This is a genomic window from Microbacterium sp. Z10_103 (assembly GCF_058310455.1).
In genome coordinates this window covers 2,358,809-2,371,944 of the sequence record NZ_JBZEGK010000001.1, presented here as the reverse complement: position 1 = coordinate 2,371,944, position 13,136 = coordinate 2,358,809, and the positions used below count along the sequence as shown (strand labels likewise).

General features: G+C 69.9%; 17 protein-coding genes. 11 read left to right on the top strand and 6 right to left on the bottom strand.

Annotated elements, in window-relative coordinates:
* Positions 1 to 4: 4 nt before the first annotated feature.
* Positions 5 to 610, bottom strand: coding sequence for a hypothetical protein (locus AC4FS2_RS11560; RefSeq protein WP_491156710.1), 606 nt, complete (start codon positions 608 to 610; stop codon positions 5 to 7).
* Between the two features lie 205 nt (positions 611 to 815).
* Between AC4FS2_RS11560 and AC4FS2_RS11555 the strand changes: the two genes are divergently transcribed.
* The 4 genes from AC4FS2_RS11555 to AC4FS2_RS11540 all read left to right on the top strand — a co-directional run bounded on the left by AC4FS2_RS11555 (position 816) and on the right by AC4FS2_RS11540 (position 1,888).
* Entirely contained in the window at positions 816 to 1,007 is a 192-nt protein-coding gene (locus tag AC4FS2_RS11555) for a helix-turn-helix domain-containing protein (RefSeq protein ID WP_491156711.1), read from the top strand.
* Between the two features lie 84 nt (positions 1,008 to 1,091).
* The gene (locus tag AC4FS2_RS11550) at positions 1,092 to 1,190 is read left to right on the top strand and encodes a 30S ribosomal protein bS22 (protein WP_003792170.1); all 99 of its coding nucleotides are present in this window, start codon (positions 1,092 to 1,094) and stop codon (positions 1,188 to 1,190) included.
* An 81-nt stretch (positions 1,191 to 1,271) separates the two neighbouring features.
* Positions 1,272 to 1,565 carry a rhodanese-like domain-containing protein gene (locus AC4FS2_RS11545; protein WP_491156712.1) on the top strand — a complete coding sequence of 98 codons (294 nt, stop codon included), beginning with the start codon at positions 1,272 to 1,274 and terminating at the stop codon, positions 1,563 to 1,565.
* A 59-nt stretch (positions 1,566 to 1,624) separates the two neighbouring features.
* Positions 1,625 to 1,888: a glutaredoxin family protein gene (locus AC4FS2_RS11540; protein WP_491156713.1), complete on the top strand. Its 264-nt coding sequence runs from the start codon at positions 1,625 to 1,627 to the stop codon at positions 1,886 to 1,888.
* Here AC4FS2_RS11540 and AC4FS2_RS11535 read toward each other — a convergent pair.
* From AC4FS2_RS11535 to aspS, 4 genes are all read right to left on the bottom strand, one after another.
* A complete protein-coding gene (locus AC4FS2_RS11535) occupies positions 1,885 to 3,057 on the bottom strand; it encodes a mechanosensitive ion channel family protein (protein ID WP_491156714.1) in 1,173 nt (390 codons plus the stop codon). The genes AC4FS2_RS11540 and AC4FS2_RS11535 overlap by 4 nt on opposite strands.
* Positions 3,058 to 3,170: 113 nt before the next feature.
* Complete coding sequence (locus AC4FS2_RS11530) at positions 3,171 to 3,293, bottom strand: hypothetical protein (RefSeq protein WP_491156715.1); 123 nt, start codon at positions 3,291 to 3,293, stop codon at positions 3,171 to 3,173.
* 52 nt (positions 3,294 to 3,345) lie between these two features.
* The gene (locus AC4FS2_RS11525; RefSeq protein WP_491156716.1) at positions 3,346 to 4,140 is read right to left on the bottom strand and encodes a tyrosine-protein phosphatase; all 795 of its coding nucleotides are present in this window, start codon (positions 4,138 to 4,140) and stop codon (positions 3,346 to 3,348) included.
* A 24-nt stretch (positions 4,141 to 4,164) separates the two neighbouring features.
* Positions 4,165 to 5,538 (bottom strand): aspartate--tRNA(Asn) ligase, encoded by a 1,374-nt coding sequence (aspS, locus tag AC4FS2_RS11520; protein WP_491156717.1) that lies wholly within the window; start codon positions 5,536 to 5,538, stop codon positions 4,165 to 4,167.
* Positions 5,539 to 5,865: 327 nt separating this feature from the next.
* Here aspS and AC4FS2_RS11515 point away from each other — a divergent pair, with 327 nt between their 5' ends.
* Entirely contained in the window at positions 5,866 to 6,300 is a 435-nt protein-coding gene (locus AC4FS2_RS11515; protein WP_491156718.1) for a bleomycin resistance protein, read from the top strand.
* Between the two features lie 15 nt (positions 6,301 to 6,315).
* On the opposite strand, the gene AC4FS2_RS11510 is transcribed toward AC4FS2_RS11515, so the two are convergent.
* Positions 6,316 to 7,746 carry an HNH endonuclease signature motif containing protein gene (locus AC4FS2_RS11510; protein WP_491156719.1) on the bottom strand — a complete coding sequence of 477 codons (1,431 nt, stop codon included), beginning with the start codon at positions 7,744 to 7,746 and terminating at the stop codon, positions 6,316 to 6,318.
* 316 nt (positions 7,747 to 8,062) lie between these two features.
* Between AC4FS2_RS11510 and AC4FS2_RS11505 the strand changes: the two genes are divergently transcribed.
* The 6 genes from AC4FS2_RS11505 (at position 8,063) to resB (ending at position 13,135) form a co-directional block, all read left to right on the top strand.
* Positions 8,063 to 8,449, top strand: coding sequence for a DUF6264 family protein (locus AC4FS2_RS11505; RefSeq protein ID WP_491156720.1), 387 nt, complete (start codon positions 8,063 to 8,065; stop codon positions 8,447 to 8,449).
* A gap of 170 nt (positions 8,450 to 8,619) precedes the next feature.
* On the top strand, positions 8,620 to 9,303 hold the full coding sequence (locus tag AC4FS2_RS11500) for a DedA family protein (RefSeq protein ID WP_491156721.1): 684 nt from the start codon (positions 8,620 to 8,622) through the stop codon (positions 9,301 to 9,303).
* Positions 9,304 to 9,374: 71 nt separating this feature from the next.
* Complete coding sequence (locus AC4FS2_RS11495; RefSeq protein ID WP_491156722.1) at positions 9,375 to 10,019, top strand: histidine phosphatase family protein; 645 nt, start codon at positions 9,375 to 9,377, stop codon at positions 10,017 to 10,019.
* Positions 10,019 to 10,663, top strand: a complete 645-nt coding sequence (locus AC4FS2_RS11490) for a TlpA family protein disulfide reductase (protein ID WP_491156723.1) — start codon at positions 10,019 to 10,021, stop codon at positions 10,661 to 10,663. Before AC4FS2_RS11495 ends, AC4FS2_RS11490 begins: the two co-directional genes overlap by 1 nt.
* On the top strand, positions 10,660 to 11,412 hold the full coding sequence (locus AC4FS2_RS11485; RefSeq protein WP_491156724.1) for a cytochrome c biogenesis CcdA family protein: 753 nt from the start codon (positions 10,660 to 10,662) through the stop codon (positions 11,410 to 11,412). The genes AC4FS2_RS11490 and AC4FS2_RS11485 overlap by 4 nt, the downstream gene beginning before the upstream one ends.
* Positions 11,393 to 13,135: a cytochrome c biogenesis protein ResB gene (gene resB / locus AC4FS2_RS11480; RefSeq protein WP_491156725.1), complete on the top strand. Its 1,743-nt coding sequence runs from the start codon at positions 11,393 to 11,395 to the stop codon at positions 13,133 to 13,135. Before AC4FS2_RS11485 ends, resB begins: the two co-directional genes overlap by 20 nt.
* The last annotated feature ends 1 nt before the right edge of the window (position 13,136 follow it).

Genomic DNA, 13,136 nt, shown 5'->3' with positions numbered 1-13,136 from the left:
CGCCTCAGGCGGCCGCGTCGGTGGAGTCGCCCTCTTGCTCGGTGTCGGACTCGTCCGGCTCGCCGTCGGGAGCGTCCCTGTGCGCGTCGGGCCCGTCGCCCGGTCCGGCGCCGTCACGCGGACCGGCGCCGTCACGCGGACCGGCGCCCTCGCGAGGACGGTCGCCGTCACGCGGACCCGCGCCGTCCCGAGGACCCGCGCCGTCCTGAGGGCCCGCGCCGTCGCCTCGTCCGCCACCGTCGCCGTCGCGCGGGGCATCGTTGTCCTGACCCGGGTTATCGGAGCGGGGGCCGGCCTCCTGGCCGTTCGGACCACGTTCGTCGGCCTCGGGGCGCTGCTCCGCGTCGGAGCCGCCGTTGCTGAGCTCGAAGCCGGAGGTCTGGGCGGGGCCGAGGTTCCATCCGGTTGCGACGCCGCCGCCGAACGCGAGTCCGGCCACGACGAGACCGCCGGCGGCCGCGGCCGCGATGACAGGCCACGAACGGCTCTTGGCCTCACGATTCTTGGGGGTGCCCTCGTTCGTGACGGGAGCGACCGGGGTGGTGGGGATGCTGTTTTCGGGGGTGCGAGAAGGGGCCGGATTGTGTCCGGCTGCATACGTGTCGTTCATGCTTCCACTCTGCCGGGGCAGATTAAGAACAGCGCATGATTGCGTTCAGCGTCCGCTGGGAATGCCGCGAACTCCAGGGTCGACGCCCGGGCTGTCGGGCGAGGGCACGCGTGAGACAACCCCACACGTCCCAGCAGCCACGCGGGTTTACACGCGTCGCGCCGACGCTCTAGAGTGTCGTCAGCACCCCGAGGGAAGGAACGCCATGGCCGAGCTGCCGGACGTGCGCTTCCTCACCGTCGCCGAGGTCGCCGAACTGATGCGCGTGTCCAAGATGACCGTGTACCGGCTCGTGCACGCGGGGGAGCTTCCGGCCGTGCGGTTCGGCCGCAGCTATCGCGTGCCGGAGTCGGCCGTGGTCGAGGCCCTGCAACGACCCGTCGCCGACGTCGGCTAGACTGATCCGAGGCCTTTTTTCTGAGCCTTGTGTTCCCGGGAGCCGGTCATCGGCACCCAGACTCCAGACATTGTGAGGTTTTCCGTGGGTTCTGTCATCAAGAAGCGCCGTAAGCGTATGGCGAAGAAGAAGCACCGCAAGCTGCTTCGTAAGACTCGCCACCAGCGCCGCAACAAGAAGTAAGCGGCTCCTGCACCGAGCGCCTGTCCTTCGCGGCGGGCGTTTCGTGTTCGCTGCGCCGCGCCTGACCTTTGAGGAGCCGCCATGCAGTCCATCTCCGTTCAGCAGCTGCGCGAACGCGAGGGCGTTCCGCTCATCGACGTCCGTGAGCCCGACGAGTTCGCCGCGGGCCATGTCCCCGGTGCCGTGAACCTGCCGATGTCGAGCATGGGGGAGCACCTCGACGAGTTGCCCGAGGGGCCCTTCGACGTCATCTGCCAGGTGGGCGGGCGATCGGCCCGTGTCGTCGAGGCGCTGACGGCGCGGGGGCTCGAGGCCACCAACGTCGAGGGCGGCACCAGCGCATGGGCCGAGGCCGGTTACGACATCGAGCGCTGATCGCTGCGGCGCACGCGTGCCGCGCCTCGCACCCGGCGGCGTCTGCCTAGGATCGAAGGGTGACAACCCTGACGGTGATCGGCAAGCCGGACTGCCACCTGTGCGATGTGGCGGAGGAGATCGTCGAAGCCGTGGTGGCCGACCTTCCCGACGCCGTCGCCGACACCGTGGTGATCGAGCAAGCGTCGATCGCGGATGACCGCGCGCTGCACGCGCTGTGGTGGGAGAAGATCCCGGTCGTCCTCATCGACGGTGAGCTGCACGCCCACTGGCGGGTCTCCGCCGACCGCCTTCGCACGGCGATCCTGGACGCGACCGCCTAGCGCTGATCGGTATCTCCCGGGATCACCGGGATGGCATTGGTGAACGCCGAGGCGCGCTCCACGGCCTCGGCGCTGCCGGTGAACAGTCCTGCGCCGGGATCCTCTGTCGCGGGAGGATCCGGCTCAGTCACGGTCTCGCCGTCTTCGGTGACGAGTACCCGCTGGACGGGCAGAGCGTCGGGCATCGTGCGCTGCATCCACGTCACCATCGCTTCACGCACCTGACAGCGGAGATCGAACAGGGTCGGTGCGTCGGCTGCGGTGACGAGGATGCGGATGCGGATGAGTCCGCCCGTGGCTTCGGTGACCTGCAGCACCGATGTCCGCCCGTCCCACAGGTCGGTGCGGGCGAGGACGTCGTCCAGGTGCTCGCGCATCCGGGCCGGTGAGACGCGCCAATCCACGTCGAACTCCACCGCGCCCAGCAGTTCGCTGCCGCGGCGCGTCCAGTTCTCGAACGGCTGCGTGGTGAAGTACGTGCATGGCAGCACGAGCCGCCGGTCATCCCACAGGTCGAGCACGACGTAGCTCAGGGTGATCTCGCCGACGCGCCCCCACTCGCCCTCGACGACGACGACGTCGTCCACGCGCAGGGCATCGCTGAACGCCAGCTGGAGTCCCGCGAACATATTGGCGAGCACCGACTGCGCCGCAAGGCCCGCGACGATCGAGGCGATACCCGCCGACGCCAGCACGCTCGCCCCGACCGCCTGCACGGCAGGGAAGGTGAGGAGTATCGCGCCGATCGCGATGATGATGATGAGTGCGATCGCCAGACGCCGCACGATGAGGGTCTGGGTGCGGATGCGGCGGGCCACCCGGTTGTCGGGAACATCGATGCGGTAGCGGCCGAGGGTCACATCCGTGCCGAAGGTCACGAGGGCGCTCAACAGCCAGGCGGATGCGGCGATCACCAGGATCGTGAGGACCTGCGTCAGAGTCGGCATCCACGCCGCCTCGGGGAACGCGAGGCCCACCGCGGCCCACACTCCCGCGAGGAGCACGGCGGTGCGGAACGGTATCCGCGCGTGGCGCACGAGCTGATGGGGCCACGCCTGGCGGCGGGCGATGAGACGGGCGGTGATCGTCACCACCGCCGTGAAGAGGATCGCGGCGAGAATGCACACGAGGAAGGTGATCGCGAAGTTCAGCCAGGGGTTGTCCAGCATGGGTCTCCTCGGTGACGCGCCCGGCGGCTCCTCCGGGCGAAGCATCCCCCTATGAGAGCACCCTGCGGCCCGCCTGGCGAGGGGGTGTGCTGCCGGTGAGGTGTGCGTTCTGCTCAGCTGATCCCGCGCGCGAGGACCGGGGCGGGCACCACGGCGATCCGCGCGGCCTGCCCGTATTCCACGCGTTCTGCTGCCGCGTGCTGCACCCGCACGAGTGTGCCGTCGTGCGTGCGCACGACGGTGGAGGAACACCTCGTCGTCGGCCGTAACCGTGTGCGGGGGTGGGGGTCAGGCGGTGAGGCGTGAACGGAGCCGGTCGAGGGTCGCGTCGCTCGCGCCGCCGGAGCGCAGGTACGCGCGAGCGCCGCCGCGCTCATCAAGCCACTGCAGCGCCGCTTCGATCGCGCTGGGCGGGCTGCCGGCCATGAGGTCGGCGAGGGCCGGAGTCACCTCGACGCCCATCATCGACACCATCCCCTTCATCCGGTCGAACCACGCTCCGCCCAGCCGTTCCTGGGAGAGGGCGTAATCGGCGATGGTCGCCTCCCGCTGCACGCCGATCGCATCCAGGACCACCGCTGTGGCGACACCGGTGCGGTCTTTGCCCGCCGTGCAGTGGATGAGCACGCCGGCATCCTCATCGGCGAGGAGCTGGGCGACGCGGGCGAAGGCGGATGCGCCGTGCCCCAGCATCTGTCGGTACATATCGGCCAGGCTGGGGAGGTTCTCCAGGGCGCGCTGGACGGCGCGGTTCGCGGCGTCGCGGTCGCCCGTCGCATGGGCGGTGAGCGCTTCCTCGATGAGGAGTGACATCGCGCCCTCCAGCAGGGGGAGATGCAGCTCCTTCACCCGGCGGCCGGTGGGGAGCCGGTCACGCGCGGTGTCGCGTTCGACCGGGGTGCGAAAGTCGACGATCGTGTCCACCGGCGACGCCGTGAGCTGCTCGATTCCGCGCGAGCTCAGGGCATGCAGGGCGTCCGCGCGGAAGAAGACCCCCGACGCGGTCGCGCTGCCGTCGTCCAGCGGAAGGCCGCCGAGGTCGCGGAAGTTGTACGTGCCGTCGAGTTCATCGAAGTCCGTCACTCCCTCAGGCTAGGGCGTGAGCGGTCAGGGGGCGAGGCGCGTCGGGCCGCGGAAGAGGAAGGTCACCTCGCGGATCGACGATTCGCCGAGCAGCAGCATCAGCAGGCGCGCGAGGCCCATGCCGAACCCGCCGTGCGGCGGGGTGCCGTAACGGAAGAAGTCGAGGTAGTCGGCGACGCCGGCGAGGTCCAGGCCCTTCTCGACCGCCTGCTCCTCGAGCACCCGGACGCGGTGCTCGCGCTGGGCGCCGGTGGTGATCTCGACGCCCTTGAAGAGCAGGTCGTAGGACTTGGTCATCCCCGTCTCGGGGTCACGCATGTGGTAGTACGGCCGGATCTCGGGGTGGTAGTCGGTGACGAACACGAACTGGTGTCCGTAGGTCTCCTCGATGTACGCGGCGACCTGGCGCTCGCCCTCGGGGTCGAGGTCGCCGTCGGTGCGCGGGATCTCGTACCCGCGCTGCTTCACCGTCTCGCGGGCCTCTGCGAGGGGGATGCGGGGGAAGGGGAGGGTCGGGACGACCACCTCGATGCCGAAGAGCTCTTCGATCTCCGCGCCGTGCTTGTCCTTGACGGCCTGGATGGCGACCTGCAGGAGTTCTTCCTGCATGCGGGCGACATCTTCGTGGGAGTCGATCCAGCTGATCTCCGCATCCACCGACGTGAACTCGGTCGCGTGGCGGCTCGTGAACGACGGGTCGGCACGGAAGACGTCGCCGATCTCGAAGATCTTGCCGAAGCCGGCCGACTGCGCCATCTGCTTGAAGTGCTGCGGGCTCTGCGCGAGGTAGGCGGTCTTGTCTTCGAAGTACTCCATGCTGAACAGCTCGGCGTTGGATTCCGAGGGGCTCGACATCAGCTTGGGGGAGTGGATCTCGATGTAGTCGCGCTCGATCCAGTACGTGCGCATCGCATGCTCGAGCGTGGTCTGCACGCGGAAGATGAGGTTGTTCCGCGCCTGGCGGAGGTCGATGAAGCGCCAGTCCATGCGCTTGTCCAGGCCGCTGTCGGCGGCGATGGGCGTTTCGGGGAGCGCCTCGGCCGCGATGTCGAGCCTGCCGATCTTCACCTCGACGCCACCGAGCTTGACGCGCTCGTCGTGCTTGAGGTCGCCCGTCACCGTGAGGAACGTGCCGGTGGTCAGGGCGGAGATCGTCTCCGTCAGGGCGAGAGCAGCGGCCGATCCGGGACCCGAGGTGGTTTCTCCGGTCTCTCCGCTCGTCGAAGGCTCGGCGAGCGCCCGCGTCGCGGGGTTGACCAGCTGTACGGCACCGGATTCGTCGCGCAGGATGACGAACTGCACCTTCTTCTGATCCCGCACCGTCTCGACCCATCCCGACACGGAGACCGGGCCGTCGGGGAGGGACTGCAGCTGCTTGACGAGAACGCGTTCACTCACGAGGGTTCAGTCTACGTGGGGCGGCGCGGGGGATCGGTGGGCGCCTGAACCCGGCTCGGCTCGGGGTCGGCGTGCCGTTGGGATCGGCGTGCCCGTCGGGGTCGGCGTGCCGTTCGGGAGGAGATGTGAAGTCCGGAGGACGGAAATGCCGGATCCGCCCCTCCCCACTGCACATCTCCTCCCCGGAGGTACGCCGTTCCCGGGCCGGTCTCGCTCGCCCGACCGGAGCCTGCGGTGCGCGTGCTCCCGACCGTGAGTCATCGTCCGCCCGTTCGCGAGGCCAGGTCTGCGCACGGCGGGGTCGGACAGCTCTGACAGCATGGGGACGTGAGTGCAGCGACGGTCGACCCCGCGCTCGTCCCCGAGCTCCTGGTCACCGACGTGCGGAAGAGCATCGGGTTCTGGTGCGGACTCTCCGGGTTCGAGATCGACTACGAACGCCCCGACGAAGGCTTCGCCTACCTCTCCTGCGGAGGCGCGCACCTGATGCTCCAGCAGCGAGGGATCGGTCGTGACTGGGTCACGGGGCCGCTCGACCCGCCTTTCGGGCGGGGAATCAACTTTCAGATCAGCATCCCGGAGCTGGATCCGATTCTCGCGGCGCTCCGCGACGCCGACTACCCGCTCTTCATGCCCCCGGAGATCAAGTGGTACCGCGTCGGCGACCACCAGGAGGCGGGTGTGCGACAGTTCCTTGTCACCGACCCGGACGGCTACCTCGTCCGCTTTCAAGCCTCGATGGGGCGTAGACCTACCGGATGATCCCGGCGTCGCGGCCTACGTCCGGCGAACCACCTTCTCCAGGAGGCGGGTCTTCGAGCGGGTGACCGGTCGCCATCGGCGATGGGCATCGTGCCAACCCGGTGCGCGGACCTCCGGGACACCCCGGTTCATGCGGATATCCCAGCCGCTCCGGTCGAGGAAGCGGTGATGGAACCAGCACAGGAGGACCCCGTTGTCGGTGTGGGTGGGGCCGCCTCGGGCGTGCTCGGTGACGTGATGGATCTCGCACCATCCCGCGGGGACGCCGCATCCCGGGATGATGCAGCCACCGTCCCGGAGCGCCGTCGCGCGTCGCTGGTGCCGGTTGAACACGCGCTCCTCGGTGCCGAGCCGCGTGATGCGGCCCGTGGCATCGAGCGTGATGCGCTGGATGCTGCCGCTGCACGCCACATGCCGGGCGAAGGCAGGCGATAGCGGCTCGTCGGTGCCCTCGGCGTAGGCCCACCCGCGGCCGGTGCGCAGATCCTCTTCGCGAATCGATACCACCAGGGTGGGCGCCGCGCCGCCGATCGTCGGCAGGTCGCCGCTGGCTGCGGCCGCCATCAGAGCGGTCGCGAGCGCGTCGTGCCGCCGCTGGGCGGGTCGCCGGTCGTCCACGGGGCAGAGCTCCTCGGATTCGTCGGAGGAACCGGGCGGCGGAGGCTCGCGAAAGACGACCCCGTTGTCGTCGACGCGCGGGGACATGATCGCGTCGAGGATGCGCTGCAGCTGAGCGGCGACCTCGGGCATCAGGCGACCGCGGAGGGGAACCATGCCGTCCTGCGCTGCGCCCAGCGTCAGCCACCGGCGGTGCATCGCGTCGCGCTCGCGCGGCTCCGCGCCGTCCTGGTCGAGGGCAGCCGACCACGCGAGAGCCTGGATGCGAAGCAGCTCCGCGCAGGCAGCCGGCGCCTCATCCGGTCCGGTGCCCCGCGCCTCGGCGGCCAGCACCTCATCGGCCAGCAGGACGGCATCGCGGGCGACACGCCGGTCCAACTCCGACAGCGGCGCGCTCACCGCGAGGATGCCGTCGACGCCCACGTCGCCGTCTGCCATGGCACAGCGAAGGGCGGGAAGAAACGGCGGCAGCACTTCACCGGAGGAGGGGGCGATCCGTCCGCGCACCGCGCGAGCCGCCCGCTGCCATTTCGTGGCGGTCTGCGGTGCGACGCGCGTGGTGCGCTGGAGAAGTTCGGAGACGTCGTGGCATCCGGCTCGTGACGTGAGCCTCGCGTCGCGATCGGGCGAGGCGGAGCGCGCGGCGACCTCTCCGGCGAGCTCGACGAGGACCGACTCGGTGCGGCGCTCGATCCGACCGGTGAGGGCGAGGGCTTCCAGCAGCGCATCGTCTTCGGCTGCGCCTACGGCGTCGGTCGCGAGCACCTCGGCGATCACCGCATCCACGCGGCCGGCGAGGTCGCGGAGGGTGTCGACGAGTGCTTCCATACCCCCATTCTGCCGAGGGCCACCGACATTGAACCTGCGATATTTCCCTGGTCAGCGTTCATTCCGGTGCTGGCGACGGAACCGCGCCACCTGGGGAGGAGATGGCGCTTCGGGAGGATCAATCCGCCCTATTCCGCCCTCCCCAGTGCACATCTCCTCCCGAAATGCTCGCCTCCTCCGGGGGTGCTCGCCGGCGGCCCACCTCGCGCCAGCCACCGCCACCTCGCCCCCCGCCGCCCCGGCTGGCGCATGCCCGGGCGCGATCCGGGCATGTCCGGTACCGTGCCCGCCCCCACCCGGTCTCTAAGATGAGCGCGTGACCTACCCGACGCCTCCGAGCGCGCCCCTCGCCGTCCCGCCGGCGACCACCCGTCGGCCTGTGCGGGTGTGGGACATCGTCCTCACCGTCCTCCTGGTGCTGCTGTTGGGCGTCTTGGCGATGCTGGCGTCGTATTTCGGCCTCTTCTTCGCGATGGCCTCCGATGGATGCTTCGACGACAACTGCAACTACGATCTGCTCAGCTTCGGCGTGTGGTTCGCGGTGATTTCGCCGTGGGTGGTGCTGGTCTTGACGCTCGCCGCTGCCGTCATCCTGCTCATCCGGAGGCGACTGGCTTTCTGGGTCCCCCTGGCCGGGGCCGCACTCACGATCACGGCCTTCTTCGTGGCGCTGCTGGTCGTGGGCGCCGCCGTCGGCACGTAGCGCGCGGGCCCTTCCGGATAGCCCGAGGAACCACGCCCGGATAGCCCGAGGGACCACCCCCGGATAGCCGGAGGAAGGACGCAGGGGAGCCCCCAGGAACTCGTAACCTGCCCCGCCTACGCTGGGACGAGGCATCCCCACGGGTGCCGATCGCCGAGACGAAGGCCCGGATGACCGACCTCACCCTTGCAGTGACCTCCCCTGGCGGGGACGGCTCGTGGCTCACGGCCCTCGTCGACTGGACGGTCTCGCTCATGGAGGTGATCGGCCCGGTCGGGGCCGGCGTCGCCATCGCGCTGGAGAACCTCTTCCCGCCCATCCCGAGCGAGGTGGTGCTGCCCGTGGCCGGCCTCACGGCGAGCCGCGGGTCGTTCACGCTCGCCGAGGCGCTGATCTGGACCACCGCCGGATCCATCGTCGGGGCGCTCGTCCTCTACGGGTTGGGACGCCTGCTCGGGGCGGACCGGCTCCGCAGGTTCGCCGACAAGATCCCACTCGTCAAAGCGGAAGACGTCGACAAGACCGTCGCATGGTTCCACCGGCACGGCGGCAAGGCGGTGTTCTTCGGGCGGATGCTCCCGATCTTCCGAAGCCTCATCTCCATTCCCGCGGGCGTCTCGAAGATGCCCATCTGGAAGTTCGTGCTGCTGACCGCGGCGGGGAGCCTGATCTGGAACACGATCTTCGTGCTCGCCGGCTTCTTCCTCGGTGCGCAGTGGCACATCGTCGAGCAGTACGCCGACTTCCTGCAGTACGTCGTGATCGCTGGGCTCGTGCTCGCCGCCGCCTGGTTCGTCTTCACTCGGGTGCGCTCAGGCAGGCAGCCCCGGCAGGAGCAGGCCGACGGCGCCTAGGGGTGCAGCGGGGCCGCGGCGGCAGCATCCGCTCAGCCCGCCCACAGAAGCCCCCGGCTTACACTGGGAGCGTGCCCGCCGATCGCCTCCACCTCGTGCGCCATGGCGAGGTCCATAACCCCGGACGCGTGCTGTACGGCCGGCTCCCGGGCTTCGGACTGAGCGCCGACGGCCGGCGGATGGCGCGTCAGGCGGCGGAATACGTCGAGTCGCTGGAGCGCCCCGTCACCGCCCTCGTCGTCTCGCCCCTGCAGCGTACCCGCGAGTCGGCGGAGCCGTTCCAAGAGCTGCTCGGCCTCGAACCGTTCATCGACGAACGCGTCATCGAGCCGACGAATGTCTTCGAGGGCAGGCGGATGCAGCGGGTCTTCTACAACCCGCTCAACTGGCGTCATCTCGCCAAGCCGGCCCTTCCGAGCTGGGGCGAGCCGTACGAGTACATCGTGGCGCGCATGCGCGAGGCGATGGATGACGCGTGGGACCGCTCGGAGGGCGGCGACGTCGTGATCGTGTCGCACCAACTGCCGATCTGGGTGGCCCATCTCTCCATCGCGGGCGGCGCCCTGCGCCACGACCCCCGCCGCCGGCGGTGCGCGCTGTCGAGCGTCACCAGCTTCGAACGTCGAGGCGAGTCGTCGACCTCGGAACGCTGGGTCGAGGTCGCCTACGCCGAGCCGGCTTCCACGGATGGTGCCGTCGACGTGGGAGCGGTGTGATGCGTCGCTTCGTCTCGCCCTTCGGGCTCGCTCAGCGACCGGGGCGCGGGCGCCGTCGCGGGGCCGCCCTCGCGCTCGCCGCCGCGCTGTCGCTCGGGCTCGCCGGATGCGCCGCGGATCCGCTCGCCGACCAGTACCGGGCGGGTGACAACAAGGGCTACATCGCCGCGAACGGGTTCGCGACCGAGGAGATCGCCGCCGCCGATCGCGGCGAGGCGGTCGAATTCTCGGGGGTCACCGAGTCCGGCGACGAGGTGTCCTCCGCCGACTTCGCCGGCCAGGTGCTCGTCGTCAACTTCTGGTACGCCGCCTGCGGCCCCTGCATCGTCGAGGCCCCGCGCCTGGAGGCGGCGTACGAGGCCTTCGAGGGTCAGGATGTGGAGTTCCTCGGCGTCAACACCTACGACCAGGCAGCGACCGCCGCATCCTTCGCCCGTGACAACGGCGTGAGTTACCCCAGCGTCATCGACGTCAACGGCGGCGCCGTCAAACTCGCCTTCGCCGAGCACGCCCCGCTGAGCGCGACGCCCGTCACCCTCGTCCTCGACACCGAGGGACGCGTCGCCGCCCGCATCATCGGCGAGCTGCCGGATGCATCGATCCTCGAGGCGATCGTGCGCGACACGCTCGCGGAGGCGGCGTGAATCCCGGGGCCATCGTCTTCGACGGTGCGCTGTGGCTCGCGCTTCCCATCGCGCTGGCGGCGGGCCTGGTGTCGTTCCTGTCGCCCTGCGTCCTGCCGCTCGTGCCGGGATACCTCGGCTTCATCGGCGGCACCGTCGCCCCGCGCCGGGGCGGCTCCGGCGCTGCTCCCGGGCGCGGACGGCTCGTGGGGGGCGTGCTGCTGTTCATCGCCGGGTTCACGCTCGTGTTCATGACGATGACCGTCCTCGGCGGCACCGTCGGGCAATTCTTCCTGGAGTACGCCGACCCCATCACGCGCGTCCTCGGGGTGGTCGTCATCCTGATGGGCCTGGTCTTCATCGGCCTGTTCGGCCTTGCGCAACGCACCTTCCGGCCCCGGACCCGCAGCAGTGTCGGACTCATCGGCGCACCGCTGCTCGGGATCGCTCTCGGCATCGGCTGGGCACCCTGCATCGGCCCGACGCTCACCGCGATCCTCTCGATCTCGTGGAACCTGGGCGACCCCGGCCGTGCGGCAGCGCTCGGCCTCGCGTACTCCCTGGGCCTCGGCATCCCGTTCCTCCTACTCGCGCTGGGCTTCGGCTGGGCCACCCGCTCCGTCGCGTTCGTCCGCCGCCACATCCGCGTCGTCAACATCGCCGGCGGGGTGCTCCTCATCCTGCTCGGCCTGCTGATGGTGACCGGCGTGTGGGGCGCGTGGATGTCGCAACTGCAGGGGGTGTTCCGAAGTGTCCCGCTCCCGCTCTGACTCGCCACCCGCTGAGGCACCCGTTCCCGAGATCGTCGAAGGGACGCTCCGCCCCGCGGATCACGCGTCGGCTCCGGATCCCGCCGACGGATCGAGCGGCGACGTCACCTCGCCCGCGCTCGGGTTCGTCGGGTGGCTCCGCTGGGGATGGCGCCAGCTGACCAGCATGCGCACCGCGCTCGTGCTGCTCCTCCTCCTCGCCATCGCGGCCGTGCCGGGATCGATCGTGCCTCAGCGCAGCGCCGACCCCAACGGCGTATCGCAGTACTTCACCGACAACCCCGACCTCGCGCCGATCCTCGACAACCTCAGCCTCTTCGACGTGTACTCGTCGCCGTGGTTCTCGGCGATCTACCTCCTGCTGTTCGTCTCGCTCATCGGCTGCGTCATCCCGCGCACGAAGCATCACTGGAAGGCGCTGCGCTCCCGTCCGCCGCGCACGCCGGCACGCCTCGCGCGGCTCGACGACGTCCGCGAACGCCATCTGGAGGCCGCGTCGCCGGAGCAGGCGGAGCAGCGTGCCGCCGAGGCGGTCGCCTCCGCAACCGAGCAGCTGCGCAAGGCGGGATACCGGGTCGAACGCTATGACGGCCGTGGCTCCTTCTCCGTGTCGGCCGAGCGCGGCTACCTGCGAGAGACGGGCAACCTCGTCTTCCACAGCGCGCTGGTCGGCGTGCTGATCGCGGTCGGCGTCGGCGGCGGGTTCACCTACACGGGACAGCGGGTGATCGTGGAGGGCACCACCTTCGTCAACTCGCTGCTGGACTACTCCTCGTTCAACCCCGGACGCTTCGTCAGCCCCGAGAACCTGACCCCCTACGCGCTGACACTGGACGAGTTCGAGGTCGCGTACGTCCCGCTCGGTGAGCAAGGCGCAGGGCAAGCGGGGAGCTTCTCCGCGAACCTCACCACGCGCGTCGGCGGAACGGAGAGCCAGGGGGAGGTGCGGGTGAACCACCCGCTGGATGTGGCCGGCGACCGGGTCTACTTGATGGGCAACGGATACGCCCCCACCCTCACCATCCGGGACGCAGAGGGCGTCGAGATCTTCCATGACTCCGTCCCGTTCCTTCCGCAGGACACCAACATGACGTCGCTCGGCGTGGTGAAGGTGCCGGACGGGCTCCCCGAGCAGATGGGACTCGTCGGGTTCTTCTACCCCACGCAGGCAGCGCTCGGTTCGGGCGCCTTCACGTCGGCGTACCCGGCGCTGGTCAGCCCGGTGCTGACCTTCAACGTCTTCGTCGGCGACCTGGGCATCGACGACGGCACAGCGCGTTCGGTGTACACGCTGAACACCACCGACATGGAGCAGCTGAGCGGCGGTGACACCGGCGTCGACTCGATCGAGCTGGTCCCCGGTCAGACCACCGACCTTCCGGGGGGCCTCGGCACGATCACCTTCGAGAACGAGGCGCCCGAGGGCGCGACCGGTTACGACGAGTCCGTGAAGCGTTTCGCCTCGCTCTCGATCCACCGCGATATCGCCGCGCCCTGGGTGCTCTCGTTCGCGCTGCTGGCCACCTTCGGATTGCTCGCAGCCCTCTTCATCCCGCGTCGACGGATGTGGGTGAAGGCCACACCGCAGGGTTCCTCGGTGCACGTGGAGTACGCCGGCCTGGCGCGGGGCGAAGACCCGACGCTCGCCGCCGCGGTGGAGCAGTTCGCGGCCCGTCACGGCGACTTCCTCGAGGGATCGCGCCGCACCCCCGACGTAGACTGAA